This window comes from Sulfuricurvum kujiense DSM 16994 (genome assembly GCF_000183725.1).
Classification (GTDB): Bacteria; Campylobacterota; Campylobacteria; order Campylobacterales; family Sulfurimonadaceae; genus Sulfuricurvum; species Sulfuricurvum kujiense.
The window spans coordinates 2329678-2354850 of the sequence record NC_014762.1; the positions used below are offsets into that span (position 1 = coordinate 2329678).

General features: G+C 47.1%; 29 protein-coding genes. 7 read left to right on the forward strand and 22 right to left on the reverse strand.

Going from position 1 to position 25173, the window contains the following annotated elements; translation table 11 throughout:
* Window positions 1-38: 38 nt before the first annotated feature.
* From SULKU_RS11625 to mnmG, 8 genes are all read right to left on the reverse strand, one after another.
* Window positions 39-797 carry a 7-carboxy-7-deazaguanine synthase QueE gene (locus SULKU_RS11625; protein ID WP_013461166.1) on the reverse strand — a complete coding sequence of 253 codons (759 nt, stop codon included), beginning with the start codon at window positions 795-797 and terminating at the stop codon, window positions 39-41.
* Between the two features lie 2 nt (window positions 798-799).
* Window positions 800-1765: a GTP 3',8-cyclase MoaA gene (gene moaA, locus SULKU_RS11630; protein WP_013461167.1), complete on the reverse strand. Its 966-nt coding sequence runs from the start codon at window positions 1763-1765 to the stop codon at window positions 800-802.
* Between the two features lie 117 nt (window positions 1766-1882).
* A complete protein-coding gene (locus SULKU_RS11635; protein ID WP_013461168.1) occupies window positions 1883-2278 on the reverse strand; it encodes a hypothetical protein in 396 nt (131 codons plus the stop codon).
* Window positions 2279-2288: 10 nt separating this feature from the next.
* Entirely contained in the window at window positions 2289-3167 is an 879-nt protein-coding gene (locus SULKU_RS11640; RefSeq protein ID WP_013461169.1) for a c-type cytochrome, read from the reverse strand.
* On the reverse strand, window positions 3164-4417 hold the full coding sequence (locus SULKU_RS11645; protein WP_013461170.1) for a cytochrome b: 1254 nt from the start codon (window positions 4415-4417) through the stop codon (window positions 3164-3166). The genes SULKU_RS11640 and SULKU_RS11645 overlap by 4 nt, the downstream gene beginning before the upstream one ends.
* 10 nt (window positions 4418-4427) lie before the next feature.
* Window positions 4428-4931, reverse strand: coding sequence for a ubiquinol-cytochrome c reductase iron-sulfur subunit (gene petA, locus SULKU_RS11650; protein WP_041667162.1), 504 nt, complete (start codon window positions 4929-4931; stop codon window positions 4428-4430).
* A gap of 57 nt (window positions 4932-4988) precedes the next feature.
* Window positions 4989-5858 carry a hypothetical protein gene (locus tag SULKU_RS11655; protein WP_013461172.1) on the reverse strand — a complete coding sequence of 290 codons (870 nt, stop codon included), beginning with the start codon at window positions 5856-5858 and terminating at the stop codon, window positions 4989-4991.
* Window positions 5858-7732: a tRNA uridine-5-carboxymethylaminomethyl(34) synthesis enzyme MnmG gene (mnmG, locus tag SULKU_RS11660; RefSeq protein ID WP_013461173.1), complete on the reverse strand. Its 1875-nt coding sequence runs from the start codon at window positions 7730-7732 to the stop codon at window positions 5858-5860. The genes SULKU_RS11655 and mnmG overlap by 1 nt, the downstream gene beginning before the upstream one ends.
* A gap of 117 nt (window positions 7733-7849) precedes the next feature.
* Here mnmG and SULKU_RS11665 point away from each other — a divergent pair, with 117 nt between their 5' ends.
* The 4 genes from SULKU_RS11665 to SULKU_RS11680 all read left to right on the forward strand — a co-directional run bounded on the left by SULKU_RS11665 (window position 7850) and on the right by SULKU_RS11680 (window position 9818).
* Window positions 7850-8047 carry a hypothetical protein gene (locus SULKU_RS11665; RefSeq protein WP_013461174.1) on the forward strand — a complete coding sequence of 66 codons (198 nt, stop codon included), beginning with the start codon at window positions 7850-7852 and terminating at the stop codon, window positions 8045-8047.
* 46 nt (window positions 8048-8093) lie between these two features.
* Window positions 8094-8777: a tetratricopeptide repeat protein gene (locus SULKU_RS11670; RefSeq protein ID WP_013461175.1), complete on the forward strand. Its 684-nt coding sequence runs from the start codon at window positions 8094-8096 to the stop codon at window positions 8775-8777.
* 112 nt (window positions 8778-8889) lie between these two features.
* Window positions 8890-9504 carry a riboflavin synthase gene (locus SULKU_RS11675; RefSeq protein WP_013461176.1) on the forward strand — a complete coding sequence of 205 codons (615 nt, stop codon included), beginning with the start codon at window positions 8890-8892 and terminating at the stop codon, window positions 9502-9504.
* 2 nt (window positions 9505-9506) lie between these two features.
* Entirely contained in the window at window positions 9507-9818 is a 312-nt protein-coding gene (locus tag SULKU_RS11680) for a hypothetical protein (RefSeq protein WP_013461177.1), read from the forward strand.
* Here the strand turns inward: SULKU_RS11680 and SULKU_RS11685 are convergent.
* The 4 genes from SULKU_RS11685 to luxS form a co-directional block, all read right to left on the reverse strand.
* A complete protein-coding gene (locus SULKU_RS11685; protein WP_013461178.1) occupies window positions 9793-10539 on the reverse strand; it encodes a tRNA (5-methylaminomethyl-2-thiouridine)(34)-methyltransferase MnmD in 747 nt (248 codons plus the stop codon). The genes SULKU_RS11680 and SULKU_RS11685 overlap by 26 nt on opposite strands.
* Complete coding sequence (locus SULKU_RS14590) at window positions 10536-11021, reverse strand: hypothetical protein (RefSeq protein WP_049766983.1); 486 nt, start codon at window positions 11019-11021, stop codon at window positions 10536-10538. Before SULKU_RS14590 ends, SULKU_RS11685 begins: the two co-directional genes overlap by 4 nt.
* A 105-nt stretch (window positions 11022-11126) precedes the next feature.
* Window positions 11127-11429 carry a hypothetical protein gene (locus SULKU_RS11695; RefSeq protein ID WP_013461180.1) on the reverse strand — a complete coding sequence of 101 codons (303 nt, stop codon included), beginning with the start codon at window positions 11427-11429 and terminating at the stop codon, window positions 11127-11129.
* Window positions 11429-11935 carry an S-ribosylhomocysteine lyase gene (gene luxS / locus SULKU_RS11700; RefSeq protein ID WP_013461181.1) on the reverse strand — a complete coding sequence of 169 codons (507 nt, stop codon included), beginning with the start codon at window positions 11933-11935 and terminating at the stop codon, window positions 11429-11431. The genes SULKU_RS11695 and luxS overlap by 1 nt, the downstream gene beginning before the upstream one ends.
* Window positions 11936-12031: 96 nt before the next feature.
* Between luxS and SULKU_RS11705 the strand changes: the two genes are divergently transcribed.
* Window positions 12032-13204 (forward strand): class II aldolase/adducin family protein, encoded by a 1173-nt coding sequence (locus SULKU_RS11705; protein WP_013461182.1) that lies wholly within the window; start codon window positions 12032-12034, stop codon window positions 13202-13204.
* A 23-nt stretch (window positions 13205-13227) separates the two neighbouring features.
* Window positions 13228-13533, forward strand: a complete 306-nt coding sequence (locus SULKU_RS11710; protein ID WP_013461183.1) for a putative quinol monooxygenase — start codon at window positions 13228-13230, stop codon at window positions 13531-13533.
* Here the strand turns inward: SULKU_RS11710 and lsrK are convergent.
* From lsrK to SULKU_RS11760, 10 genes are all read right to left on the reverse strand, one after another.
* On the reverse strand, window positions 13530-15062 hold the full coding sequence (lsrK, locus tag SULKU_RS11715; protein WP_013461184.1) for an autoinducer-2 kinase: 1533 nt from the start codon (window positions 15060-15062) through the stop codon (window positions 13530-13532). The genes SULKU_RS11710 and lsrK overlap by 4 nt on opposite strands.
* Window positions 15059-15274 (reverse strand): hypothetical protein, encoded by a 216-nt coding sequence (locus SULKU_RS11720; RefSeq protein ID WP_151174310.1) that lies wholly within the window; start codon window positions 15272-15274, stop codon window positions 15059-15061. The genes lsrK and SULKU_RS11720 overlap by 4 nt, the downstream gene beginning before the upstream one ends.
* 103 nt (window positions 15275-15377) lie before the next feature.
* Window positions 15378-16334: a thiamine pyrophosphate-dependent enzyme gene (locus SULKU_RS11725; protein WP_013461186.1), complete on the reverse strand. Its 957-nt coding sequence runs from the start codon at window positions 16332-16334 to the stop codon at window positions 15378-15380.
* Between the two features lie 9 nt (window positions 16335-16343).
* Window positions 16344-17564, reverse strand: a complete 1221-nt coding sequence (locus SULKU_RS11730; protein ID WP_013461187.1) for a 2-oxoacid:ferredoxin oxidoreductase subunit alpha — start codon at window positions 17562-17564, stop codon at window positions 16344-16346.
* A complete protein-coding gene (locus SULKU_RS11735; RefSeq protein WP_013461188.1) occupies window positions 17564-17983 on the reverse strand; it encodes a 4Fe-4S dicluster-binding protein in 420 nt (139 codons plus the stop codon). Before SULKU_RS11735 ends, SULKU_RS11730 begins: the two co-directional genes overlap by 1 nt.
* Window positions 17984-17993: 10 nt before the next feature.
* Window positions 17994-18551, reverse strand: coding sequence for a pyruvate flavodoxin oxidoreductase subunit gamma (locus tag SULKU_RS11740; RefSeq protein WP_013461189.1), 558 nt, complete (start codon window positions 18549-18551; stop codon window positions 17994-17996).
* Between the two features lie 122 nt (window positions 18552-18673).
* On the reverse strand, window positions 18674-19318 hold the full coding sequence (locus SULKU_RS11745; protein WP_013461190.1) for an HAD family hydrolase: 645 nt from the start codon (window positions 19316-19318) through the stop codon (window positions 18674-18676).
* Window positions 19318-20817, reverse strand: a complete 1500-nt coding sequence (locus SULKU_RS11750; protein ID WP_013461191.1) for a peptide-binding protein — start codon at window positions 20815-20817, stop codon at window positions 19318-19320. The genes SULKU_RS11745 and SULKU_RS11750 overlap by 1 nt, the downstream gene beginning before the upstream one ends.
* A gap of 50 nt (window positions 20818-20867) precedes the next feature.
* Window positions 20868-21560: a phosphatase PAP2 family protein gene (locus tag SULKU_RS11755; protein ID WP_013461192.1), complete on the reverse strand. Its 693-nt coding sequence runs from the start codon at window positions 21558-21560 to the stop codon at window positions 20868-20870.
* Complete coding sequence (locus tag SULKU_RS11760) at window positions 21547-23145, reverse strand: phosphoethanolamine transferase (protein ID WP_013461193.1); 1599 nt, start codon at window positions 23143-23145, stop codon at window positions 21547-21549. The genes SULKU_RS11755 and SULKU_RS11760 overlap by 14 nt, the downstream gene beginning before the upstream one ends.
* Before the next feature lie 120 nt (window positions 23146-23265).
* Between SULKU_RS11760 and SULKU_RS11765 the strand changes: the two genes are divergently transcribed.
* The gene (locus SULKU_RS11765; RefSeq protein ID WP_013461194.1) at window positions 23266-25167 is read left to right on the forward strand and encodes an LTA synthase family protein; all 1902 of its coding nucleotides are present in this window, start codon (window positions 23266-23268) and stop codon (window positions 25165-25167) included.
* The last annotated feature ends 6 nt before the right edge of the window (window positions 25168-25173 follow it).

Genomic DNA, 25173 nt, shown 5'->3' on the forward strand with positions numbered 1-25173 from the left:
TTGAAATCACAATAGCGTGATTTCAAGTATTAACCGTATTATACCCCGTGATTCTGATCCCAGATACGTATATGAAGACGGTCGGAATAGATAAATCCCCGTCGTTTACAAAACTCGATGACCGCTTCGCAGTTGGCTTCGATATGAGCTTTATCGCCGCCAAGCGGCATACAATAGACCGGTGTATAGGGGTGAGGGGCGATAATCTCATCGATTTCCGATTCGATATGACTCACGAGTGACGGCTCATCGACCGTGAATTTGAAAAAACTCTCTTTCGCATGGGCGATAATCGTCCCGTAGGCTTCCGGCTTCACCCTCTTCTCCAACGGCTCGCCGCTGTTGGAGAGTTTGACGGAAAGGGCATAGGTCGCCTGAGCGTAAAAAGGGTAGCGCTTGAAGTCGGGGGCTATCGTCGCATTGGTCTCAAACGTCACCCGATGTCCGTGAGCAATCAAATACTCGATAAACTCGACAAAAATCGGCTCATTCGCATAGATCAGCGGTTCTCCTCCGGTGAGTACGACATCGACATGGGGAGGCAAACGGTACCCGTTCATGATCCAGATCAGGCTTTGCAGCTCTTCGATCTCCATCCACAGCTCACCGAAGCCCTTGCGGTCAACCGCGTACACCGTATCGCATCCGAGGACTTCCGATCCGTCCGGCGCACTCTCACGGCACCCGAACCCTTCGCATTTGAGGTTACACCCGCCGAAGCGGAAAAAGAGTGAGGGCACACCCGTGTATTTCCCCTCACCCTGAACGGAGTAAAAATGTTCGACTAAATAGAGCATCCTCACCCTCCCGTTTCGTAAAAGGCACGGTTGGACTGCTCGGTATCTCCCTCGCTCCAGCGGTTTTTTTCAGGTTTGGTACGGATCACCTCTTTGAGCACCAATGCCGCCTCTTTGATATCGCCGCGGCGTACGGCATCGCGGATACTCATTGCTTCGTCAAAATAAAGGCAAGGGATCAAATTTCCCTCCGCAGTAAGTCGGATGCGGTTGCACTTGGTGCAAAAATCGTCTTTATGCGGTTCGATAATCCCGAATTCATATCCGTCTTCGAGTTTATAATAGTGTGAGGGGGAGTGTCCGTCAAACCCTTCATCTTCATAACGGTAACGGCTTCCGATGATACTAAGAAGTTCAGGGCTCTGCATCCCTTTGATATCGACCTCGGCGTGCACATTTTCCATGTACTCGATAAAACGGACGACCATGCCGCGATCTTTGCAGTATTCTAAGACGTCGAGCACTTCGCCCTCGTTCATCCCTTTCATCGGAACCATATTCACTTTAACCTTGAAACCGACTCTCAAAGCCTCTTCTATCCCGGCCAGGACATTCGGCAACACGTCTTTTTTAGCGATCGCTTCAGCGATTTCCGGTTTAAGTGAATCGATTGAGACATTGAGACGGCGAAGCCCCGCATCGTAAAGCTTTTTGGCTGAGCCTTTGAGCAAAAAAGCATTCGTCGTCATGGCGAGGTCTATATCATTTTTATAGTCGTATATCATTTTTATAAACGTATCGAGGTCTTCCCGAAGAAGCGGTTCCCCTCCGGTGATACGGATTTTTTTAATCCCTTCGTCTATGGAAACCTTGATAAATTCAAACAGCTCTTCAAAGCTGAGCAAATTCTCTTTGGGTACCCACGAAAAGGGTTTTTCGGGCATGCAGTATTGACATCGAAAATTACACCGTTCCGTAACCGAAACACGTAAGTAATCGACTGTTCTGCCGTAACTATCTATTAACACGACTATCCTTGAGAAATCCTATGATTAGGAGCGATGCGCGATAGTATCCAAAAGTTGTTTTGAGTTTTATTTATCGAAAGAATTAGAAGAAGGAAAATCCCCCGGAGGGGATTGTTTTTACCAGCCGCGTACGACAGCGTGACATGCAGTACATGCATTCACGATATCAGAATACGATTGATGTGCTTTTGAATACTGTTTTTTGTCCAATGCTTTTAATAAGTCATTAGAAGCAGTATCAATCCGTTTAGCCGCATTGAAAGCGATATTGCTCATATGCTGCTTTTCTTTTGGAAGATACTTTTTGGTACCTTCCATATCATGAAACAGTGCATCCGCTTTTTTAATCTCAGCCACACCGCTTTTAATCAAGGCAGGGGTGTTATACAAAAATCCTTTTTGGACGTTGCTAAGACCGCTCTCCATTTGGCTCATATTGTTGACCAATGTTTCATCAGCCATGACGCCGGCACTGAGGAGTGCCGATAATGCTAGAATTTTAATTATTTTCATCCATTACTCCTTAGTGAACTTCTGACCAAATTTTGCGTTTCCACAAATAAGCCAAAATTGCAAAAATAATTGAGTAAAGAATTACCCATACACCAAGACTTTCACGCTCAGCTTTTTTAGAATCGCCGACCTCTTCCATATAAGCGAAAACTTCTTCCTGTGCTTTTTCGGTCAAACCGACACGTGGCATTGAAGTCCCTTTAAGAAGGATTTGAGGATCATTGATGAAACTGTGGAGATAGTGCTCACCACGGCTTTTGATGTATTGAGACAAGTCAGGAGGAGTTGCCCCCATGTGCTCTTTAATCATATTAGCCGGAGTTGATGCTTCGATACCCGCATATTTCATGCTATGGCAACGTCCGCATGCCGCTTCGAAAGTTGATTTATGACCTTCTACATTGTCGGCAACTTTTGGAGCAATCGACTGCAAGTAAGAAACAACGTCCATAATATCCTGAGGAGACATCCAATTGTAAGACGGCATCGGGAATGCTTTCCCGCTTTCAGGATTGTATTTGTGCTGAACGTGCATCGCCGTTACAGGATCAAAAATGAAATTCGCCAGATAGTTTTTATCGTAAATACGACCCGCTTGACTCAAATCCGGCGGTACGACACCGTACGAAGCCGCTGCATCAGCATTCGGCATCATAGCTGGGTGACCCGCGTTTTCAATCGCATGACATGCGATACAGTTTGCTTCTACCAATACTTTACCGTTTTCAACGTTACCCGCTAAAGACGTATCCACATTTTTAACATCCTGAAACGTAAAGTCAGCCGGAGCAACTGCCGGATGCATAACACTGTGTGCATACGGCTCGATTCCATAATATGTAATGCCGACAAGTGCAACAAGGACGGCTAAAATTTTAAATTCTTTCATTTTTTACCCTTCACTTTCCCAGCTTCGGCTTTTGTAATAAACGGCAATGCGATAAAAAGTACAAGGAACGTCAATGACGCACCGAAACCTACCCATGCATTCGGTCCGGTCGGAGGCAATTTACCAAACTCGGTCAATACCATCAAGTCGGCAATCATCAACCAGAACCAGTATTTGAAATACGGACGTTGATTAGCAGGTTTAACGACCGGTGAACGATCCAACCACGGCATTACCAAGAAAATAGCATTTGCAAATCCGAATGCCATCAAACCTAAATCTTTACCTGAAATACCCGCAATTTCAAAGAACCAACCGCGCAATACTTCGTATGACCACAAGAAATACCACTCAGGATAGATATGTGCCGGAGTTTTAAGGCCGTCAGCTTTATCAAAGTTGATCGGATCCATTGCAAAGCTGTAATGGAAGAAAACCAAATAGAAAAAGAAAATTAAAAAGACACCCAATACAAAAACGTCTTTTGACAGGAATACCGGCCAGAACGGAATAACTTTAGAGTGTTTTTTGTCGCCGGCTTTATATTTTTCAGCTTCTTCATCAAAATCGAAAAATTCACCTTGTTCATTGTTAACATGCGGGAAGCGAAGTGCGTAAAAGTGGAATACTATTCCACCGATAATCGCCAACGGAATCAACAAAACATGAAGCATGAAGAAACGGGTCAACGTCGAATCGGCTACATAGAAGTTACCGCGGATCCATACAACCAGCTCATCACCGATTACCGGGATACCGCCGAAAATTTCAGTAATAACGTATGCAGCCCAATATGACATTTGTCCCCATGGAAGCATATATCCGCTGAACCCTTCTGCAGAGAAAAGCATGAACAAGATCATCCCTGAAATCCAGATCATCTCACGCCCTTTTTTATAAGAGCCGTAATAGATACCGGTAAACATATGGATATAGATAATCAAGAAAACGACCGAAGCACCCACTGCGTGAATGTGACGGAACAGCCAACCGTATGCAACTTCCTGCATAATTGTGTAGTTAACACTGTCAAACGCCATATTGGCATCCGGTTTATAGTACATCAAAAGGAAAATTCCCGAAACGACCAAGAACGTAAACAATACGGTCAATAAGACACCCATTGCCCACAAAAAGTTGATATTTTTTGGAATCCAATATTCTGTCATCATCACTTTTGCAAAATTGACGACACCTAAACGCTGATCAAACCACTCGAGCATCGAGTCTGCTTTTTTAAATTCTGCCATCTAGCCCCCCTTACGCTTTTGCCGTCATTTTTTTGTATTCCGGCCCTTCTTCACCCAAAACAAGGGTTACACCGTCAAGTTTGAACGGAGGAATATCAAGCGGACGAGGAGGAGGTCCAAATGTTTGTACGCCATCGGCGCTATATTCGCCCCCGTGACAGGCGCATTTGAACAATTTTTTCTCCCCTTCGTAACCAGGGATACAGCCAAGATGGGTACAGAGCCCGATCATCACCGAAAAGTAGCTATCACCGATTTTGACGCTGCGGCCGTCCGTCGGTTTCATATCTGCGCTGTATTTAAGAATAAATATCGGCTTACCGCGCCATACGACGATTTCTAATTTATTGGCTTCCAAGCCTGACACGTCAACCGTCGTAAAACCGGCTGACATGACGCTAGGAAGCGGGTCCCACGTCTTCTTCATCGCGATGAGAGAGGCAATACCTCCGACAGCGGCGACGGCACCAAAGGCTTTTCCGATAAACCCTCTTCTGCTTTCATCCATCATTATCATCTCACTTAATTTGGAAATTTAACTCCCCATCATAAGTTAAAAAGGTTTAAGTTTCTATAAATCGAAAGTTTTTCTTATGAATTCGATTACTTTAGTGTTACTGTTTTTAATTTCGTGATAGGTTTGTGATGAAGCCTCTTTTATCCCTTGCATAAGCTGTTCTTGAGCGTATCCATCGATAATAGGGACATTCAGCAATTCAAACAAAGGGGCAAAATCTTTGGTGTAATCGGGGCGTTGAAGAAACACGGGTTTCCCTCCTCCGGCGAGATTTTCTAAGACCGCTTGAGGAGACGCGCTGACCAAGATTTCGCTTCTTTGTATAACTTTATCATATAATTCACATTCATATATTGTGCTGAAACTCTCTTTAAGAGAGTTTTCATACCCGAGAAAATGGTAGAAGCCCATCAACAGTTCCATGTTGAGAGGTTTAAACATCTCCTGATGTTTTTCCAAATCTTTTTCATAATCGTCATCACCGAAAAAAAGGGCCAGAGGTATGGTTTTAGGAAGCGGCTCAAAATAACGCGCATCGATAACGACTGCGTTGCAGATATTTTCCCCTTCCAAATACGGCGATATCAAAAACTCTTTTTCGTGCCGGGTATCGGATGGGTCGTCGGTGATACGGATAAAGGATGAAAAAAACTGCGTCATATCGGTCAAAAGGGTCGGATTGATCTCGGCTGAATCAAAAATCATTTTATCGCCGTGATGTGCGATTTGGGGGATATTTCGGACCAGATCGACTCCGACGGAGCGTTTTATGCCGTACTCTTTGGCTTCCGCAGCGATCCGAAAATCAGAACACAACAATGTGATATCGATCTCTTTTTGGAGTTCGTTGACAATGGCGACAGCACGGTGAAACCGATCGAGTCCGATACGATGCCCCGTATGGACGTAATAAAAATAGCGCATTATTTACCTTTTCCAGCCATTTTGATGTAGATATGAAGAATATCGAGAGCGGCAGGGGTTATCCCGCTGATCTGAGATGCCGCCTGCAATGTCGGTGGATTGAACTTGTAGAGCTTATCGACGATCTCGTTCGATAAGCCCGAAACAGAACGGAAATCGAATCCTTCTGGAATTGCGATATGGAGCATTTTGTTCATCCGCTCGATGTCATCGCTTTGTTTCTCGACATAACGGGCGTATTTGGCTTCGATCAAAATCTGCTCTTGGATATAGGGGTCAAGCTCTGCGAAACTCGGGATCAGCTTCACCAACTTATCCAACTCAAAACTTTTGCGCGAAACAAGCTGAATCCCCGTGAGTTTGTCCGTGATGTGCTCCTCGTCGATGGAGGCCAAAAATGCCAAAAACTCTTTATTCGGGGTATAGACGGTCTCTTCGAGAAGCTTCAGTCCTTCCGTAATTTGGCTCCGTTTGGTCTCGATCCGCTCCATCTGTGCATCATCGATAAGACCCAGCGCATGACCGTATTTTCCTAATCGCAGATCGGCCGTCTCTTCGCGGAGAAGAAGACGGTACTCAGCGCGTGAGGTGAACATACGGTACGGCTCTTTCGTCCCTTTGGTCACCAAATCGTCGATCAATACCCCGATGTAAGCTTCGTCACGGCGCAAGATGAGGGGTTCTTTCCCCTGCAGTGAGAGTGCGGCATTGATCCCCGCCATCATCCCCTGCGCTGCCGCTTCTTCGTATCCCGTCGTTCCGTTAAGCTGACCGGCGCAATAGAGGTTTTTGACCTTTTTCGTCTCCAGCGTGTGTTTCAGCTCGGTCGGATCGACATAGTCGTACTCGATCGCATAGCCGTAACGGACGATTTTAGCGTTCTCCATACCGTGCACCGAGTGGATCATGGCACGCTGAACGTCGGGCGGAAGGGAGGTGGACATCCCGTTAATATAGCACTCGGTATTCTCCGCTGTCTGCGGTTCGATAAAGAGATGGTGACGCTCTTTGTCGCGGAATCGGTTGATCTTGTCCTCGATACTCGGGCAATAGCGCGGCCCTACCCCCTCGATCTGTCCGGTAAAAAGAGGTGCACGGTGAAAGTTCCCCTCGATCAGGCTGTGGGTCTCTTCATTGGTATAGGCGATATAGCAGGGAAGCTGTTTTTTCGTACGGGCAAATTCGGCACGGTCGGTGCGGAAACTGAACGGGTTAGGCAACTCATCGCCGTCTTGGATCTCCATAACACTAAAATCGATCGAAGAGCTGTCGACGCGCGGGCAGGTTCCGGTCTTCAGCCGTCCAACGTTCAGCCCCGCCTCGCGGAGCGAATCGGTGAGCCCTTTGGCCGGGAATTCGCCGAAACGTCCCGCCTCCTGAGTGATCTCTCCGATATGAACGACCCCGTTGAGAAATGTCCCCGTCGTCAAAATCACCTTCTTGGCGCGGTATTCGTTCAGCAGATGGGTACGGACTCCGACGACTACCCCCTCTTCGATAATGAGGGCATTGACTGTCTCTTGGATCAGAGACATGTTCGGGGTGGTAAGGATTTTGTTGCGGGCGATCACACGGTAGCGGTCCATGTCGATCTGCGCGCGGCTTCCGCGGACAGCGGGCCCTTTCGTGATATTGAGGATGCGAAACTGGATACCCGCTTCATCGGTCAGCAGTCCCATCTCTCCGCCCAGAGCATCGAGTTCCCGTACCAGATGCCCCTTTGCAAGTCCTCCGACGGCAGGGTTACAGCTCGTCGCTCCTACCTGCTCTGCCAAAATTGAGATCAGCAGGGTATTTTGTCCCATACGTGCAGAGGCGAGTGCGGCTTCGATTCCGGCGTGACCACCGCCGACAACGATTACGTCATATGTCATTATTACTTCTTTACATAGATTATTAATGCAATTATAGCTTCTGATGTTGAAACCTATAAAAATACAAAGGAAAAATGCTTTACAATTAAGCAAAACTTTTAATGACGAGTGATTGCCATGAATAACGACAAAGCCCTAACATTGGAAGAGATGCTGAAAAATTACAGCCCCGAACCTCTCGAATACGACCCTGAAGTCGACGGCGGAGATGAGTACCTTATCCGTGAAGAGCTCCTCAAAAAGAAAGAGGAACTCAAAGACGTTGTGAGCAAGCTTAAAGAAAAACAGCGCGAAAGTAGAAAAGTGCGCCGTTAAGAGCGCCTCGCTATAATCAGCCGAAAAAAACCCGAGGTTACCGATTATGTTGCAAAATGCATTTGATGCTTTTAATGCCGGACGCTATGAAGAAGCGATAGAGCTTTTTGAGACGCTCGCCCTTCAAAACAACCCGATCGCCCTCTCCTCTTTGGGATATATGCACCAAAAAGGGCTGGGGATTGAGAGTTCATTGGAGCGCTCTTTTCATCTCTATACCCAAGCCGCCGAGTTGAATGAACCGGCCGCACTTTATAATCTCGCGCTGATGTACGCCGACGGTGTTGTCGTACCGCACGATCAATTCAAATCCTACGAGCTTCTTCTACGTGCTGCCGTACTCGAATTTCCCCAAGCACAGTTCGAGGTGGCTCTGGCATTGGAACGGGGTCTGGGATGTGTCCAAAATTTCTCCGAAGCGGCATTCTGGTACGAAGAAGCGGCCAAACGGGGAAATGCCAACGCATTCAACAATCTCGGCGTCCTTTTTAAAGAGGGGCACGGTGTTGTGCAAGACCACGCCAAAGCGTTTATCTGTTTTTCCCGCGCCGCCAATGCCAACCTCGCCGAGGCTCAATACAATCTGGGATTGATGTACGATCAGGGGCTCGGATGCGAAGCCGACCATGACACCGCGCTGGAGTGGTGCCGAAAAGCGGCGTACAACGGCCACGAAAAAGCGAAAAGCATTATCCGTTCTTTGCAAGAAGAGGGTAAAATAGTCTTTTGATTGATGTTACACACTTTCTGGGCAAAGCCCATAAAGTGGCAGGGACATATTGTCCCTACAACCCCCTAAAGCTACCCATATCTTCCGGATATGGGAGAAAAAAAGGAACACCATGTTTACAGGTTTGATTCGTGAAATGGCAAGTGTCAAAAGTTTCGGCGGAAACCGCCTATCCCTCAAAGCCGCTCATAAACCGAAACTCGGTGACTCCATCGCCATCAACGGAACCTGCCTCTCGGTCGTCAGCATCGAGAGTGACGGCTTTTCCGTCGAACTCTCCCCTGAAACCCTGACGCATATCGCAACCGAAAAGCTGAGCGGAAAAGTCCATATCGAACCTGCCATGATGATGGGGGATCGGTTTGAAGGGCACATCGTTCAAGGGCACATCGACACGATCGGTACCATCCGTTCCATCACCGATAACGGCAACAGCTATGATGTCATCGTCGATGTCGATTCGGAGTTTATCCCCCTCATCCCCCCAAAAGGTTCCATCACGATTGACGGGATCAGTCTCACCGTCAATGAGGTTATGGGGGAAGCGTTCCGCCTCACTATCATCCCCATCACGATGCGCGAAACGCTGTTCGGCACCTACAAAAAAGGGACGCGGGTCAATATCGAAACCGACGTATTCGCCCGCTATATGCGCCATATTCTCACCTCATCGGCTAAAAAAGATCTCACTTGGAATGATATCGACCATATCAGTTCACTCTACTAGCCATGAAGCCCCTTGAATGGATTATGTTCGGCTCTTTTGTCGCAGGTCTTGGACTATCGGTATGGAAACTCTACGCCTTTATGCCGATGAAACGGCTTAGCGATGATGATACCACCCCCGAATCGGTCGAACAGCTGGAGCGGATTATGGTCGAGTGCAACAATGCGCATGAACATCTGGATGAGGAATCACTCTATCAACTGATGTGCGAACACCACGAGTTCGATCACAAACACTTTTGGCGCTTCAATGAAAACCGCCTGCGCCACCTCATCGAACACTATCGGCTCAAATATCCAGACTTTCGTCGCTGAGGCTTTTGGCATCGGGATTGCAAGCGATCTTATGCGCCATATCGACCTTCTCGTACGCTACCAATTCCCGTTTTGAAGCGATCGTCGCATTGCGATACCCCTCGCCCGTATTCAGATAGACGTTCAATCCGTTTTCATACAGAGCCAGCCGCGTAGCGAGCGCCGTCGAATAGGTCGTCACTATTCCATCCTCTCCCATCAGCCGCGCGATATCGGCAAAATATTCCCGTGTCCAGAGGGTAGGGTTGACCGAGGGGCTGAACGCATCCTGATAGCAGATGTCCCACTCCCCCTCCAGTTCCCGCATCGCGACGCGTGCATCCATGATATCGACCGTGATCTGCGTCCGCTCATCCTCATATCCGCCCAGTGTCGCTATATCGGTGATAGCGTTTCGGTACGGCTCAAAGATGTCGGGATAGGGAAAATTGACGAGAGAGGCGACGAGTGCACCGTCGAGTTCGGGGGAGTATATCTCTAAGGTTATATCGGGGTAATAGGTATCGCGCCAATAGAGGCTCAGGAGGGTATTGAACCCCAAACCGAAACAGATATCGATCATCTTCAAATGATCTTTTTTACAATGGAGTGCAAAAGCGGGTTCGATATGTTTTTTCAGCGATTCGTTGAGGGCGCCGTCTTTGGTTGAGTGGTAATGTTCGTCATACTCGCTAGAATATGCCGTATAACTGCCGTCTTCGCTTTGTACCCACTCTTTCATAGTCCATTACCCCACATATGCATCTTTTTTGCCACGATCACATCGTACCCCTCTATCAAATCGCTGATCGTATTCGCCGCACGAAACTCCGCTTTTTCCAACAAAGCCTCAATCTCCGATGTCTCCATCGCTCCGCATTGTTGAACAATGATTACCTCTGCGGAGTTTTCGAGTGATCGGTAGACAAGCTGTAACAGTTTCAGAGGGAAAGAATGAAGGTGCAAAACGTCTTGCAGGATGATCGTCTCATAATCGCGGGTAGCCGAACGGATGGGGGAGTTAAAATCTTTTATGAAATCGCACTTGCCGATCACGGCGGAGGAGTATTCGGTATGTTCACCCGGATAGAGGGAAAGATCAACCGTCGCATTAAAAGGCTCTAAATAGGTACATATTTCTTCGGTAAGGGTATCAGAATGAGAAGTCGCCACCAGAATTTTCATCTGAGGCGAGGTTTGAAAAAGATCGCAAAAAGAAGTCATAAAATTCACTTTTAGTGGATTTTCAAGCACTTATGTGCGCGAGCTTCCCGCTGAGGGAAACCCAGTGTTTACGTAGCCAAGGGATGTATTCCGATGGCGTTAAAATCACAATGAGAGGTCGTGGAGTTCCCTAAATAAATAGGCTTCGACGATATCGTCAATGTTACGCTGTGTATGAGCTACCAGCACCATCATCTGGTTATCGATAAACTCCATCACCGGCTCATAGTTGTTCGTGACGATAACCACATCGAGCCAACCATCGATTTGGGTTCGGTCGGTGTAGAAATTGATCTCGACGACCTTCCCCTCTTCGACTTCGACGGTTGCCCAATGTGTTGCGGTCAGTATTCCCGTGAGCTCTGACTCCTGGGTATCATCTCCGTTCATCGGCAACAGAAGCAGCATTATTTCTCTACCTTCGTCAAATCAAGCGCTAACGCTTCATTATCCATGATATCGATATCTTTGCGGAGCACTTCGGTCGCAATCGCTTTTGCATCTTCGAGTGAGTGCATTTTATAGGTACCGCATTGGTAGATGTTGAGCTCAGGGATATCGTTTTGAGACTTCACTTCGAGAATGTCTTTCATCGACGCTTCCCATGCATCGGCAACGACCTCTTCACTCGGCGTTCCAATAACACTCATGTAAAATCCCGTACGGCATCCCATCGGAGAGATATCGATAATTTCGGTAGAATCTGAGTTGAGATGATCGCGCATAAACCCTGCGAACAGATGCTCCAGCGTATGGATCCCCTCTGGAGAGAGCGTTTTTTCATTCGGTTTGACAAAGCGTAAATCGAAAACGGTAATATCATCTCCCTTTGGGGTTTTCATCCCCTTCGCTTTGCGAACAGCCGGAGCCGGCATAATAGTGTGGTCAACGCAAAAACTGTCAAGTAACGGCATGGTTATCCTTAATAATTTGTCTTTAATTGAAGCAATATTAGCATATTTCATCCTCTCATCGCTATAATTTGGCCATTAATAGAAGGAACTAACATTATGACAAGCCTCTTTGACTCTTGCACCGCCGCCCGATTTCAAAACGACCCTCTTGCGATGCGTGTTTACACCTCTCAGCTTTTGGGTCAAAGCAAAGAGCTGGTGCTCCACGGCGGGGGCAATACTTCGGTGAAAATCGATAACATCCTCTACGTCAAAGGGTCCGGCTGGAACCTCGATACGATCGAAAAACCGGGATTTTCTCCTGTAAATCTGGATGTACTTCTGGAGATGGCAACGAGAGAAAGCCTCAGCGATACGCAGATGGTCGCCGAACAGCGTGCCGCCATGCAGGACCAAAGCTTTCCCAATCCCTCCATCGAAGCGATCCTCCACGCCATTATCCCTTTTGATTTTGTCGATCACACCCATGCCGACGCGGTCGTCACCCTTACCAATACCCCTGAGGGTAAAATGTTGGTTCAAAAGCTTTATGGCGAAAATATGCTCATTATCGATTACGTAATGCCCGGTTTTGAGTTGGCGAAACATATCTATGCAATCACCCGCAACATCGACTGGAACACCCTATCAGGGATGATTCTGATGCATCACGGCGTCTTTACGTTTGACAACGATGCTGCGCGCGCCTACGAGAAGATGATCGACATCGTCACCGTTGCCGAAACATACCTTTCAGAACATGTTACCCTCGCCTGCGGCGACTGTGAGGGGAAAGGAGACCCGGCTATTGCCATTGCGGTAGGTATGGAAGCAGCGAAACTGCGCGGATGCGATCTCTATCCTCTCCTCATTGATTCGCCGCGCGCACAGCTTTTCAGTATCCTTCCTAATCTCGAAGTGCTCGTCAAAAAAGGGGGACTCACCCCTGAACACGTTATCCGCATCAAACCTTTTCCCGCCATCATCGACAACGATATCGCTGAGGGGATCGCAAAGTTTGCACAGGATTACAAAGCCTATTTTGATGCCAATGCCTCCTCGGTGCATATCTGTCTCGATCTCGCCCCCCGCTATGCAGTGATCAAAGGAGTTGGGATCGTCGTACTGGGCAAAGATGAAAAAGAGTCCCGTATCATCGCCGATATCGTCAAACACACGATCACCGCAATCCTCTGCGCTGAGCAGCTCGGAGGGTGGGGATCGCTTTCGTTATCTCAGATGTTCGAGATGGAATACTGGGAATTAGAGCAGGCAAAATTAAAAAAATAAACTCAAAAACAAGGATATCAGACATGAAAATTACGAAAAAAGTGACCTTTATCGCTAAAGAAGAGCATATCGCAACGGTCAAGAAACTATTGGAGGATATGGTAGCACCCTCACTCAAAGAGCCGGGATGCCTGTTTTACTACATCTTCCAATCACAAACCAATCCGCGCAAATTTTTCGCCGTCGAATCATGGGCTGATGAGGCGTCGCTAGAGGAGCACAAACACACCGAGCACTACGCGTACTACAAGTCCCACTATGAACCCTTCGTCGACGATAAATATACCGAAGAGTTAGACCTTCTCGATGAAAAGGCGTATGGGTTCTAAATTCCCGGAGCCTTCCACATCGGCTCCACTATCCCCTCGCGGACTAACTCCATTTGTTTAGCGTACACTTTTAACCATTTCTCTTTGATCTCACCATATTGTGCGTGATTCGACCTATTCGGCTCATACGAGCGTTCCATTTTGACAATATTTTTTCCCGCTTCGTCAAAACCGTTATACACTCCGGCACCGATACCACATGCCATAGCCACACCCAGTGCGGTCGCCTCTTTGACCACCGGTATTTTTACTTCCAATCCCGTAACATCGGCCAGTATCTGAGACCACAACGCTCCGTTGGAGGCACCGCTGGCAAATGTAATCGACGTCGGAGAGACGCCGCTGAAGGCTTTGATGTTCTCCAGATTAATCGAGCTGACAATACACGCATTCTCTTCCAACGCACGAAACATGGAGGCAACGTTGTATTTGCTCTCATCCAAACCAAGGCCGATAAAGGATGGGGATGCGTGTATCCACTCTCCGTAGTTCATCCGGTCGCTAAACACAGGGGTAATTCCGTACGACCCGAGCGGTACGGATGAAGCCATTGCTTCAAGCTCACTGTAGCTTTTTCCGCATCCGAGAGTGTTTTTAAACCAGCGCATCACCAGTCCCGTAAAAAAGGTGATCCCCTCTGCCTGAGACATCCCGCGTACCACGTGGGGATTGACCCGCAACAACATTGCATCGGAGAGTGTCGCATCGGATGGGATATTGACCACCTGCTGCCAAAAGCTCCCTCCCAGGACGACTGCATCGCCGAGCTTTGAAGCACCCAATCCCGCCGTACCGATCTGAACGTCGCCTCCCCCCATCACCACGAGGGTTTTTGTGCTCAGTCCCGTCTCATCCGAAGCCTGCGTACTCACGTTCCCTAAAACTTCTCCGCTCTCTTTGATTGGGACGAACATATCCTTGAGCCCGCATTTTTCAAACTCGCTTTTGTCCCACTGTCGATCTTTCAGACTAAATGCCCCTGCCGTACCTGCATTGGAAGGTTCAGACGCCAATTCCCCGCTCAATTTGAACAATAACCAATCACTGATCATCGTAAAGGAATGGGCTTTTTCGTAAAGAGACGGCCGATTTTTCTTCAGCCACAACAACCTCGGTGCGGCTGAAAGGGCAAATGTTTGCCCACTACTGGCATAACTCTCTTTTTCCAAAGAGGGGAATGTTTTTTTCAGGTAAGATACTTCTTCACCGGCACGGCCATCGACATTCGCTACGCCCCAAAGCTCATTTTTATTGCCATCATAAACAACAATTCCCTCCCGCATACTGGAAGCGGAGAGGGCGACTATCTCTGAAGGGCTGATTTGCGCTTTTGCGACCGATTCTTTAATACACCTCTTTGCGAGTTCCCAGCCGCGTATAAAATCAAATCCCATTGATCCCGCAACACCCTCTTCGGCGATATGATCCCATTCGTATTGTGCGATGGAAATTTGGTTTCCCATAGTGTCAAAAATGATGGCACGGATACTCCCCGTTCCCGCATCCAGTACGAGAAAATAACGGTTCAACGGAGTTCTTTCATATTGACAAAGAGTTCCATCGGAAGCCGTTTTTCTACGCTCCCCTCGATCGGACGTATTTCGACGTTGCAGATCGACCCTTTCAGCTCCTCCGCAAGTTTAAGAAGCTCTTCTTTGCTTTCACGTTTTGCGATCCCGCGCGCAGAACAGCCGGTAGTGTTTAAATGGTTATAGGTCATACGGTACATAGGTTTATCCAAAATTGTTATTTTGGTTTAGGAAGCAAAGAGAGTTCCAAAATGATTGATGAAAGGGAATGCAGAAGATAAGAACAGAAGTTAAAGGGGTGAAAGAGGCGTGTCTTTAGACACTTGCCTCTTCGCGACGTTGGAGATAATCCCATTTCGCGTCGACACGAGCTTGCCACTCGTCGATCAAATATTCGTATTGTTTTGTGAAAAGGTGTTTAAAGCGCCCTTGTGCACCGAGGTAATCACGTACCGGAATAATATTTTTAGGACGGTATGTAATATTAAGTTTGGTTCCGTCGATAATTTCATACAACGGGAAAACCAATGAATCGGTTGCCAAATCAGAGATGGCAATCGTATCTTCAGGAGCAAATTTCCACTCGGTTGTACACGCTGACATCGCGTTGATATAAACCGGGCCTTCTGCTGCAAACCCTTTTTGAATTTTTGCGACCATGTCTTTCCATTTGTTCGGAGCGACTTGCGCAACGTATGGAGCACCGTGTGCCGCCATAATAGCCATCATGTCTTTTTTGTTTTTCTTCTCACCGTAGCTGACGCGTCCCGCAGGAGTTGTCGTAGCCGATGCACCGATCGGAGTCGATGAAGAGCGTTGTCCGCCCGTGTTCGCATAGACTTCGTTGTCCAAACAAACGTACATCATGTTATGTCCGCGCTCGAAACATCCAGAAATCCATTGGAATCCGATATCGTAAGTTGCCCCGTCTCCGCCGAATGCAACGAATTTCGGAGTACGATCCGGCTGTTTTAGGCGCCCTTTCGTTTTAAGCGCTTTGTACATTGCCTCAGCTCCCGCTACCGCAGATGAACCGTTTTCAAATCCGATGTGGATCCATGAAGCATCCCATGAAGTATACGGATAAACTGCCGTACACACTTCCAAACATCCGGTTGAAGCCGCAAGGATCAAATCGTCATTCGTAGCGTTCAAAACTTCGCGTACGATAATCGAGTGGGCACAGCCCGGGCAAAGAAGGTTAGCCCCTTCAAAGCGATCCGCCGAAGTGGAAAACTCTTTGAGGTTTTTAATTTTTTTCATTTCTGACATAAGGGCTCCTTAGAAAAAAGAGAGTTTCGGCCCGCGAAGACCGATATATTGTTGCATTGGGGTTGTCGGTTTGCCCGCATCCGCATTTGCTTTAAGATCTGTAAAGATACTCACTAAGTGTGCTTTGGTTAAGTCACGTCCGCCCAATCCGTAGATGTAGTTTGTCAATACCGCTTTCGTGTCTGTATTGAACAATGATCCGGAGATCTCATTGAAAAGTGCTCCGACAGTACCGTGCGGGCTTGAACGATCCAATGCGGCAATCGCTTTCACATCTTTTAATGCAGCCGCGATTTGTTCTAATGGCCACGGACGGAAAACGCGGATACCGACGACACCCGCTTTAATACCGTTTTGGCGCATTTCAAGAGCTACTTCACGTGCCGTTTCAACCGAAGTTCCCATACAGACAACCGCTACTTCCGCATCGTCCATACTGTATTTTTCTACAAGGTTGTATTTGCGGCCCGTCAATTTTTCAAATTCAGCGAACGCCGCTTCGATTTTTGGAAATACTGCCGTCATCAAAGCGTGTTGTTGACGCGCTTTGTGTTCGAAATGCCAATCTTCTTCCGTTTGAACCCCGTGCGTTACCGGATGGTCAAGATCGAGCATATCATTCATCGGTTTGTATTCGCCGACGAAGTTGTATGCCGCTTCATCGGTAAGGGTATGAACCCCTTGAGCCGTGTGAGAGGTCATAAATCCGTCTTGGTGAACCATTGCCGGTAAACGGACATCATGGTCTTCAGAGACTTTGAAAGCGATGAAATTCAAGTCATACGCCTCTTGCGGGCAGTATGAGTCAAGCTGAATCCAACCGCTGTCGCGTCCCATGTACATATCAGAGTGGTCGCCGTTAACGTTCAACGGTGCACCGATAGCGCGGTTTACGACGTTTAGAACGATCGGAAGGCGCATACCTGATGCAGAGTACAAGGTCTCTACCATCAATGCGAAACCTTGTGAACTTGTAGCTGTAGCTACACGACCGCCTGCAGCCGCCGCACCGATACAGCATGACATAGCACCGTGTTCAGATTCGGTCATAACAAACTCGCCATCAACATAGCCGTTTGCCGTAAATCCTGCATAATTTTCTACGATAGGGGTTGAGGGAGTAATCGGGTAAGCGGCAACAACATCCACTTGCACTTGGCGAAGTGCATGGCTTGCCGCCATATTACCGTCCCAAACCTCGATATCGCGTAGTTCCATTGTATCAGCCATTAGTCTTCCTTCGCTTCTTCTGCATGAGCTTTATTGGTATCTTTTTTTGGCCATTCGGCAAGTGCTGCTTCTTCGTCTTTTTGTTCAGGGAACATTAATAACGATTTTGGGTTGGTCGGGCAAACCTGCACACAGATCCCACACCCTTTACAATGGTCAAAATCGATTCCGACCATCTTTTTATCGCGTGAAATAATCGACATATCCGGACAATATACCCAGCAAAACTGGCAGTCGATGCAGTAGTCTTTGTTGAACAAAGGCTTCTCGATTCGCCAGTCAGCGACACTTGCCGTAAACGAGTTCGATACAGAATAAGGGCGATTTTCCGGAAGCGTTGTTGCGATATCGCGTATTTCTCCGTCAAATGACCGAAGCATAGCACCGATTTCGAACCCATCCCATCCTTTTTTTTCCATCATGCGCTCCTTACTTTACTTCATCATAAGCGCGTTGGATCGCGATCATGTTGGCATCAATAATTTTTTGAGGTAATTTTTTAAGTACACGAATCATATTTTCTTTAAAAAACTCCATGTCATACATTCCGGATATTTTCATCAATGCGCCCAACATCGGAGTATTCGGGATCGCTTTTCCGATCGTTTCCTGAGAAATTTTGATACAGTCTACCGTGTAAACTTTTTTCCCTGCCAATTTCGGCTGTGAAGCGATAAGTTCCTCCGTACTCATATGGGTCGTAATAATATAAACCGTATCCGGTTTTTCGTTCGCAGTAATATCTGCAACGTAAACAAGGGCAGGGTCAATTACCAAGACGTAATCCGGTTTCATATATTTTTCGTGGTTTAAGATGACTTTGTCATCAACGCGGTTATACGCCGTCATTGCAGCTCCACGTTTAGCTGAACCGTAAAACGCAAATGCCTGTACATGCTTACCGGTGGTGGATACAACATCGGCTAGACCTTTTGCGCCTGTTACGGCACCTTGTCCAGCTCGACTATGCCATCGAATCTCTAGCATGAATTCTCCCTCTGACTTAAGTTTAAGTTGAATTTTATCAATACGTGTATTCTATGAAAGTTGCTCTTAAATGTAGCTTTTCATTTTTTTGCAGAAAGAAATAGATAGGAAATGTGTTACAATCATCCCCGTTTAGCGATGTAACGCACCGCTTCAAGGGCATTGGGCTTTATAATATTTGTTAATGTTAGTAATTGTTTTTCATTATCGTATCCGCAGCTCACCGCTACCGATTCGATCCCCGCTCTTTTTGCCGCTTCGATGTCAAGACGGGTATCCCCGATCATCCAGGCCGTCTCTCTTTTTCCGCTCATTTGCTCTAAAGCCGTCCATATCGGTTCGGGGTGCGGCTTCGGATTTTCAACATGTTCGCGTCCGATCAGCACCTCGAAATACTCCATCAGCTCAAAATGTTCCATCAGCTCCCGCGAATAAAGCCCCGTTTTGGTTGTCACGATCCCTAATCTGGCAAATGCCGAAGCTTCACGAATCGCAGTCGACGCATCAGGAAGCAAAACGGTCTTTTGCCGCGCTATTTCGCGATAAAAAAGCTTATAGGTCGAGACATGGGCATCGATCATCGAAGGATCAATCCCGACCGCCGAAAACATCACTTCCAACGGGTGTCCGATCTGTGACGTAACCATCGTATCGCTGACATCGGTTCTATTTCCGTGCGTATGCAAAGAGTGGTGAAAACTCTCTAAAATCGCTTCAGTCGAATCGATCAGCGTTCCATCCAGATCAAATAAAATTATCGGTTTCACTATTTTTTCTCCCAATCGATATAATCTTCCCATATTCCGTTGATCGTCGGTTTTATCCCCGTAATGCGTCGGCTGTAGACGTTAATTTCATTCGGAATCACTAAAAACAGGTACGGATTGTCCCCGACGATACGCTCAAAAATTTGACGCTGAAAAGCAGCAGTTTTCTCAGGGTCCGTTGACCCTTCCATTTTTTCGATCAATCTGTCCGTCGTTTTTGAATGATATCCGACCAGATTAAATCCCCCCGGAACGTCACTGTCCGAATGCCATAGGGCATACGGATCGGGAGTCAGCGACAACGACCATCCGAGCAATACCGTATCGAATTTTCTGGGTGCGACGACCGTATTTAAAAACGCCTGCCACTCCATCACCCGAAGCGTCACTTTCACTCCGACATCCAGAAATTGCCGCTGCAAAATCTCTGCGGCATACGGACGAATCGCATTGGAATTAGAGGTGGCAATCTCAAACTGCAGCGGATGAGCAGCGTCATATCCCGCAGCCCTCAGCAACTCTTTTGCCCGGGCAAGGTTTTGTTTCGGCGCTTTAACTGTATCATTGAACCCTTTGCTTCCCGGTAAAAAAGGGCCGGTACAAACATGACCGTGTTTCATGAACAAAATATCGATCAGTTTTTGACGGTCTATCGCCAGTGACAGAGCCTCTCTTACGCGCGGGTCTTGAAATTTTTTAAGACGGAGATTGAACCCCAGATAGGTATAGCTGTGCGAAGGAAGTTCCAAGGTGGCAAAATTTTGTTTAAACCCTTTGTCCAACTGCCGCTCATACTGCATCGGCTCCAGAGCGTCCACATCAATTTGACCCGATTTGAGCATCAAAAACCGCGTCATAGGGTCGCTGATAACGTGAAATACTATTCGCTCGATCTTCGGCTTGTGCTCGAAATAATTGGGATTCGCCACCAGCACGATCTGTTTAGAAAATTCCAGCTGCTTGAGAATATACGGCCCTGTTCCGATCGGACGGGTATTAAACGCCGAGCTCATAATATCTTTCTCATGTGCCAATACATGACGCGGAACAATCCCCATCATCCACACTTCCAAGGCTTTAAAATAGGGCTTTTCGTACGTAACGTGTACGGTGTAGGCATCTATGACCCGGACATTTTTAATGACCCGGAAATCGGAAGCGTAGGGTGTGACCGTTTTAGGGGATTTGATAAGCTCATAGGTGAACAAAACGTCATCGGCGCTAAACGCTCTTCCGTCATGCCATTTCACTCCGCGGCGAAGTTTGAATTCGATGAGGGTCGGAGTGATGAAGCGATACGACTCTGCCAAATCGCCGATAATTTTCTGGCCGCTCTCGTCATATTTCACCAGAGAATTAAACATAAATCCGGCAATCGAAGAGCTCGCCGAATCGGTTGCGATCAGCGGATTAAGCCGTGCGGGGTTGGAAGAGGCGCTGAGATGAAGCGTCGAGGCAATCAGCCAGACACTGTGCAAAAGGAGGAATAGTAATTTCAAATCTCGGCCCGTTTTTTGCGAGATTATACCATTTTACACTCTCGCCGATTTTAAAAAGCGATAACGCCCCTGCGTTCCAAACGACTAAGCAGCGCGACGATAATGGAGATTATCAGCCATGCCATGATCATTGTAATGACGGTATGACTTAAAAAGTGATCCCCGATCAGCATTTTATACGTCCCCATACTCCATCCTACTACCATCACACCGCTGAGGGCGATAATTTTTGCTCTGCGTTTGCGGAACAGATAAAAAAGCGATAACAGTGCGAACCCTCCGCTGGCATGTCCTGCCGGCCAGCATTTGATTTTCTTTTGGTTGCAAAACGTACTCGGGTATTTTTCCCATACACAGGTATGGGGATAAATACCGCCGTAAATCTCCAGATTCTTCGGGCACGGTATATTGGTCGTCGCTTTAAAGCTCCCTACAATAATCGGAACGAAGATCGAAGATAAGAGAACGATAATGAGTCCCTTGCGATATCGGGCTAAAAACGGTTTTTTCCACCATACGACAAGAGCGATCAGAACCAAAACATTGACGATAATAATCAGCCGTTTAATGCCGTCATAAAAAATAAAGTTCAAGACTGGATCTTCGCGATCAAGAATCCATTGGTGATTTACAGGATTGTAAAAATGGTTTTGGACCCATATATCGGTTCCGCTCACACCGAAAAAAATGACGGCAACGACGAGTGCCGCGGCACTCATCCACATCTGTTTAGTGACCGGCATGGAGTAAATCAAGTTCCGGTCGGTATACGGTCGTATTGACGTCTAAATACCCGAGCAGGGTATGAAAGAGTTCGTCCTGCGAATGAGGCTCTTTGGCGGAAGAGGCCATTTTGGCTTTGTCGATTTTAAACTGTTTGCCGAACCACATTACCGCAGGGACATGTTTTTGCGCTTCAGGGGCAATAGCGTATGGGAAACCGTGCAGATAAAGTCCGTTTTCCCCCAACGATTCGCCGTGATCGCTCAGATAAAACATCCCCGTTGCGAAATGTTCATCATTCCCTTTAAGGAAACTGATAACCTGTGTTAAAAACGTATCGGTATTGAGGATCGTATTGTCATACGCGTTGGTGATCTCCTCTTTTGAACACTGCTCCAACTGATTGGTTTTACACACCGGCGTGTATTTTTCGAATGCTTTGGTATAACGTTTATAATACGCAGGACCGTGATTACCCATCTGATGCAATACGATCAGGATATCCCCTTTCGGATGGGTGTTGATATACTCCTGCAAACCGACAAGCATCCCCTCGTCACGGCACTCCTCATCGCAGATCGTGTTCGTTTTCGGACTTTGGTAATCTTCATACGTTATCCGGTCAGCCACCCCTTTGGAATCGGAGTTATTGTCCCGCCAGAGAATATTGACACCGGCACGCTTGAGAACATCCAAGATATTCTCCGTATGTTTTGCCTTCTCTTTATCGTATCCATCGCGTCCGAACGAGGAAAACATACACGGCACCGATACCGCCGTTTCCGTACCGCAGGAAGTAAACTGGGTAAAGTTTATAATATCCTCTTTGCGCAGCATCGGCGTCGTATCGCGCTCATAGTTGTTTAAACCGAAATGATCCCACCGTACCGCTTCGCCGACAACCAGCACGATCAGTTTTCTCGGCTGATCGCCAGGAAGGATTTTCGCATCCTCGGCAATCGGTGCAATCCCGCTGTAAGGGTGCGAAAACGTCTCTTGGGCATAATGTCCGAGCGAATAAAGATAATAAGCCGGATTGGCATAATAGCGCAGCGGTTTATGCTCTCGGAAAAAAGAGGTGTAATACTTACTGAATGAAAAAATGATGATAAGCGCAATACTCAATGCAATCGCAATCACTTTTGCCTTATCGATCAACGTCTCTTTGAACATCATACGGGCAATTTTGATCCGGTAAACAATTACAGAGGGGATAAACCCCAGCAAGACAAAATAGATCACCTGTTTGAAACTCAGCAAATCCGCCGATTCTTTGATGTTCGTTTCCAAAAGGTTCTGGATCATATGCGAATCGATCACCACATCGTACAGATCCATGAAATAGGCGACCTGCGACGTGATCAGCAAAAGCATTATCAATAAAGGTTTAAGAGTATGCCGCCAGGTTAACAGGGTCAAGACGATCACTGTCACACTTAAGAGGACAATTCCGAGCGATAAAACGAAGAAAATATTTCCGCCGGCCAACGGATACACGTCGCTCACGTGTTTAAAAAAAGCTCCGTTTGCAAAGATGACCCACAATAATGCGACGGCAATAACTGCCGTACGAGCCTTAATAGGTTTTAATAAAGAAAATAGCACCCTGTCCCCGTATAAAATTAGATGCGGAATTATAATCTTTAAACACCTAATGAGACGTTAACGTTTTTTATTATCCGTTCGTATTCTATAATTCGGGACCATTATCAGGATAACCAATCAATGTTTCGAGAACTTCTCAAAATCTATCTCCTCTTCATTGCCCTTTTTTTTCTCGGACGTCTCGGCCTTTATACTCTTTATTTTGACCGTTTACACGATATCACGTTTGCCCACTCACTTTTATCGTTTCTTTACGGACTGAAGTTCGATACGATGAGCACATCGATCATACTGATTATTCCGACTCTTCTGCTCGCGATCACTCCCCGAGGACTCGCAAAGTTGAGCGGGCGCTTTATCAACGCTTACGTCCTCTTTTTTCTCCTTATCGCTCTGTACGTCGAAAATGCCACTTTCCCTTTTGTTGCCCAATACGACGTTCGTCCAAACTATCTGTTTATAGAATATCTCAAATATCCCAAAGAGGTCACTTCCATGATCCTCAAAGAGTACCCTCTGCAACTTACCGCTGCATTAGGGATGCTGCTGCTTACGGCATGGGCCTATCTTCGTTTCTCTCCGCTGCGTCTTGCCGAAGCGATCCGTACTCCGCTATGGAAACGGCTCCTGCTCTTTCCTATCGTCGCCACGGTGCTGTTTCTCGGTATCCGATCTTCGTTCGGCCATCGCCCCGCCAATATCTCGGATGCTCTCTACAGTACCAACCGCCTCGCTAACGAGATCGCCAAAAACTCCCTCTACAGCATCGGGAATGCCTATTACAGCTATACGAAAGAGGCTAATATCATCAAGCCTTACGGAAAAATGAATCTGAGCGAAGCCTATACGCGTGTCGGAGAACGGCTCAATATCAAAACCGGGGGCGAATTTCCGTTTAACCGATTGGAGCCGACCCATTTTCCTACCCAAAAACCTAAAAATCTCGTCATCTTTATCCAGGAGTCGATGGGAAGCCAGTTTGTCGGATTCAGCGGAGGCGATGCGACGATTACCCCGAATATGGAAAAACTCTCCCTTGAGGGGATCGCGTTTACCAATCTCTTCAGCAACGGAACCCGCTCGATCCGGGGACTTGCGGCCATGACCTCGGGATGGCTCCCCGTTGCCGGCGAGGGGGTTGTCAAACGAAATAAATCCCAAAGCGATTTTTTCACCGTCGCTTCTTTATTAAAACCGCTCGGCTATAAATCAAGCTTTATTTACGGAGGCGAAGGACGGTTTGACAATATGCGCGGCTGGTATATGGGCAACGGGTTTGATGAAGTAATCGAACAAAAAGATTATGTCCATCCTACTTTTGTCAGCACGTGGGGCGTCAGCGACGAAGACCTTGTGATCAAAGCGAATGAAAAGTTTAAAGCCCACGCGGCCAAAGGGGAAAAATTCGTCAGCATCATGTTTTCATCCTCGAATCACTCCCCGTTTGAATTGCCGGAGAGAAAAATAGACTTTATCCCCGGGAAACCCAAATATGGGGTTGAAAATGCGGTGAAATATGCCGATTTCGCTATCGGGCGTCTCTTTGAACTGGCCAAAAAGGAATCCTATTACAAAGACACCGTTTTCGTCGTTGTTGCCGATCATAATATCCGTGTCTACGGTGACGATCTGGTACCGGTCACTATGTTCCATATTCCCGCTTTGATTATAAGCGATGGTGTGAAGCCTCAAAAGTATAATGCACTTGCCACACAGCCCGATGTGCTAGCGACCGCACTCGATCTAATCGGTATTGATCTCACGTATCCCGTTTTGGGGCACTCTATTTACAGTGATTCCAAACGCGAAGTCTCGCTTATGATGTTTAATGACACCTTCGCCCTGCGTGAGAAAAACAAAGTTGCCGTTGTCCAGCCGAATAAAGAGCCTCTTACCTTCACGTATGAAAACGACCGTCTCCGTAACGCTCCTCACGATAAGGAACTGGAACGGGATACTTTGGCTTTCGTTACCGTTTTGGATGACATGTACAATAAAAAGCTTTATCAAATCAAACAATAAAAGGAA

What these genes read in the sequence shown, in the direction of transcription:
- SULKU_RS11735 (WP_013461188.1), bottom strand. Translation starts at nt 17,983, where the DNA reads ATGGAAAAAAAAGGATGGGATGGGTTCGAAATCGGTGCTATGCTTCGG.
- SULKU_RS11695 (WP_013461180.1), bottom strand. Translation starts at nt 11,429, where the DNA reads ATGCTGCTTCTGTTGCCGATGAACGGAGATGATACCCAGGAGTCAGAG.
- SULKU_RS11765 (WP_013461194.1), top strand. Translation starts at nt 23,266, where the DNA reads ATGTTTCGAGAACTTCTCAAAATCTATCTCCTCTTCATTGCCCTTTTT.
- SULKU_RS11635 (WP_013461168.1), bottom strand. Translation starts at nt 2,278, where the DNA reads ATGAAAATAATTAAAATTCTAGCATTATCGGCACTCCTCAGTGCCGGC.
- SULKU_RS11710 (WP_013461183.1), top strand. Translation starts at nt 13,228, where the DNA reads ATGAAAATTACGAAAAAAGTGACCTTTATCGCTAAAGAAGAGCATATC.
- SULKU_RS11680 (WP_013461177.1), top strand. Translation starts at nt 9,507, where the DNA reads ATGAAGCCCCTTGAATGGATTATGTTCGGCTCTTTTGTCGCAGGTCTT.
- SULKU_RS11705 (WP_013461182.1), top strand. Translation starts at nt 12,032, where the DNA reads ATGACAAGCCTCTTTGACTCTTGCACCGCCGCCCGATTTCAAAACGAC.
- SULKU_RS11755 (WP_013461192.1), bottom strand. Translation starts at nt 21,560, where the DNA reads ATGCCGGTCACTAAACAGATGTGGATGAGTGCCGCGGCACTCGTCGTT.
- SULKU_RS11625 (WP_013461166.1), bottom strand. Translation starts at nt 797, where the DNA reads ATGCTCTATTTAGTCGAACATTTTTACTCCGTTCAGGGTGAGGGGAAA.
- SULKU_RS11725 (WP_013461186.1), bottom strand. Translation starts at nt 16,334, where the DNA reads ATGTCAGAAATGAAAAAAATTAAAAACCTCAAAGAGTTTTCCACTTCG.
- luxS (WP_013461181.1), bottom strand. Translation starts at nt 11,935, where the DNA reads ATGCCGTTACTTGACAGTTTTTGCGTTGACCACACTATTATGCCGGCT.
- SULKU_RS11740 (WP_013461189.1), bottom strand. Translation starts at nt 18,551, where the DNA reads ATGCTAGAGATTCGATGGCATAGTCGAGCTGGACAAGGTGCCGTAACA.
- SULKU_RS11730 (WP_013461187.1), bottom strand. Translation starts at nt 17,564, where the DNA reads ATGGCTGATACAATGGAACTACGCGATATCGAGGTTTGGGACGGTAAT.
- SULKU_RS14590 (WP_049766983.1), bottom strand. Translation starts at nt 11,021, where the DNA reads ATGACTTCTTTTTGCGATCTTTTTCAAACCTCGCCTCAGATGAAAATT.
- SULKU_RS11685 (WP_013461178.1), bottom strand. Translation starts at nt 10,539, where the DNA reads ATGAAAGAGTGGGTACAAAGCGAAGACGGCAGTTATACGGCATATTCT.
- SULKU_RS11665 (WP_013461174.1), top strand. Translation starts at nt 7,850, where the DNA reads ATGAATAACGACAAAGCCCTAACATTGGAAGAGATGCTGAAAAATTAC.
- SULKU_RS11675 (WP_013461176.1), top strand. Translation starts at nt 8,890, where the DNA reads ATGTTTACAGGTTTGATTCGTGAAATGGCAAGTGTCAAAAGTTTCGGC.
- SULKU_RS11640 (WP_013461169.1), bottom strand. Translation starts at nt 3,167, where the DNA reads ATGAAAGAATTTAAAATTTTAGCCGTCCTTGTTGCACTTGTCGGCATT.
- SULKU_RS11655 (WP_013461172.1), bottom strand. Translation starts at nt 5,858, where the DNA reads ATGCGCTATTTTTATTACGTCCATACGGGGCATCGTATCGGACTCGAT.
- mnmG (WP_013461173.1), bottom strand. Translation starts at nt 7,732, where the DNA reads ATGACATATGACGTAATCGTTGTCGGCGGTGGTCACGCCGGAATCGAA.
- SULKU_RS11645 (WP_013461170.1), bottom strand. Translation starts at nt 4,417, where the DNA reads ATGGCAGAATTTAAAAAAGCAGACTCGATGCTCGAGTGGTTTGATCAG.
- SULKU_RS11670 (WP_013461175.1), top strand. Translation starts at nt 8,094, where the DNA reads ATGTTGCAAAATGCATTTGATGCTTTTAATGCCGGACGCTATGAAGAA.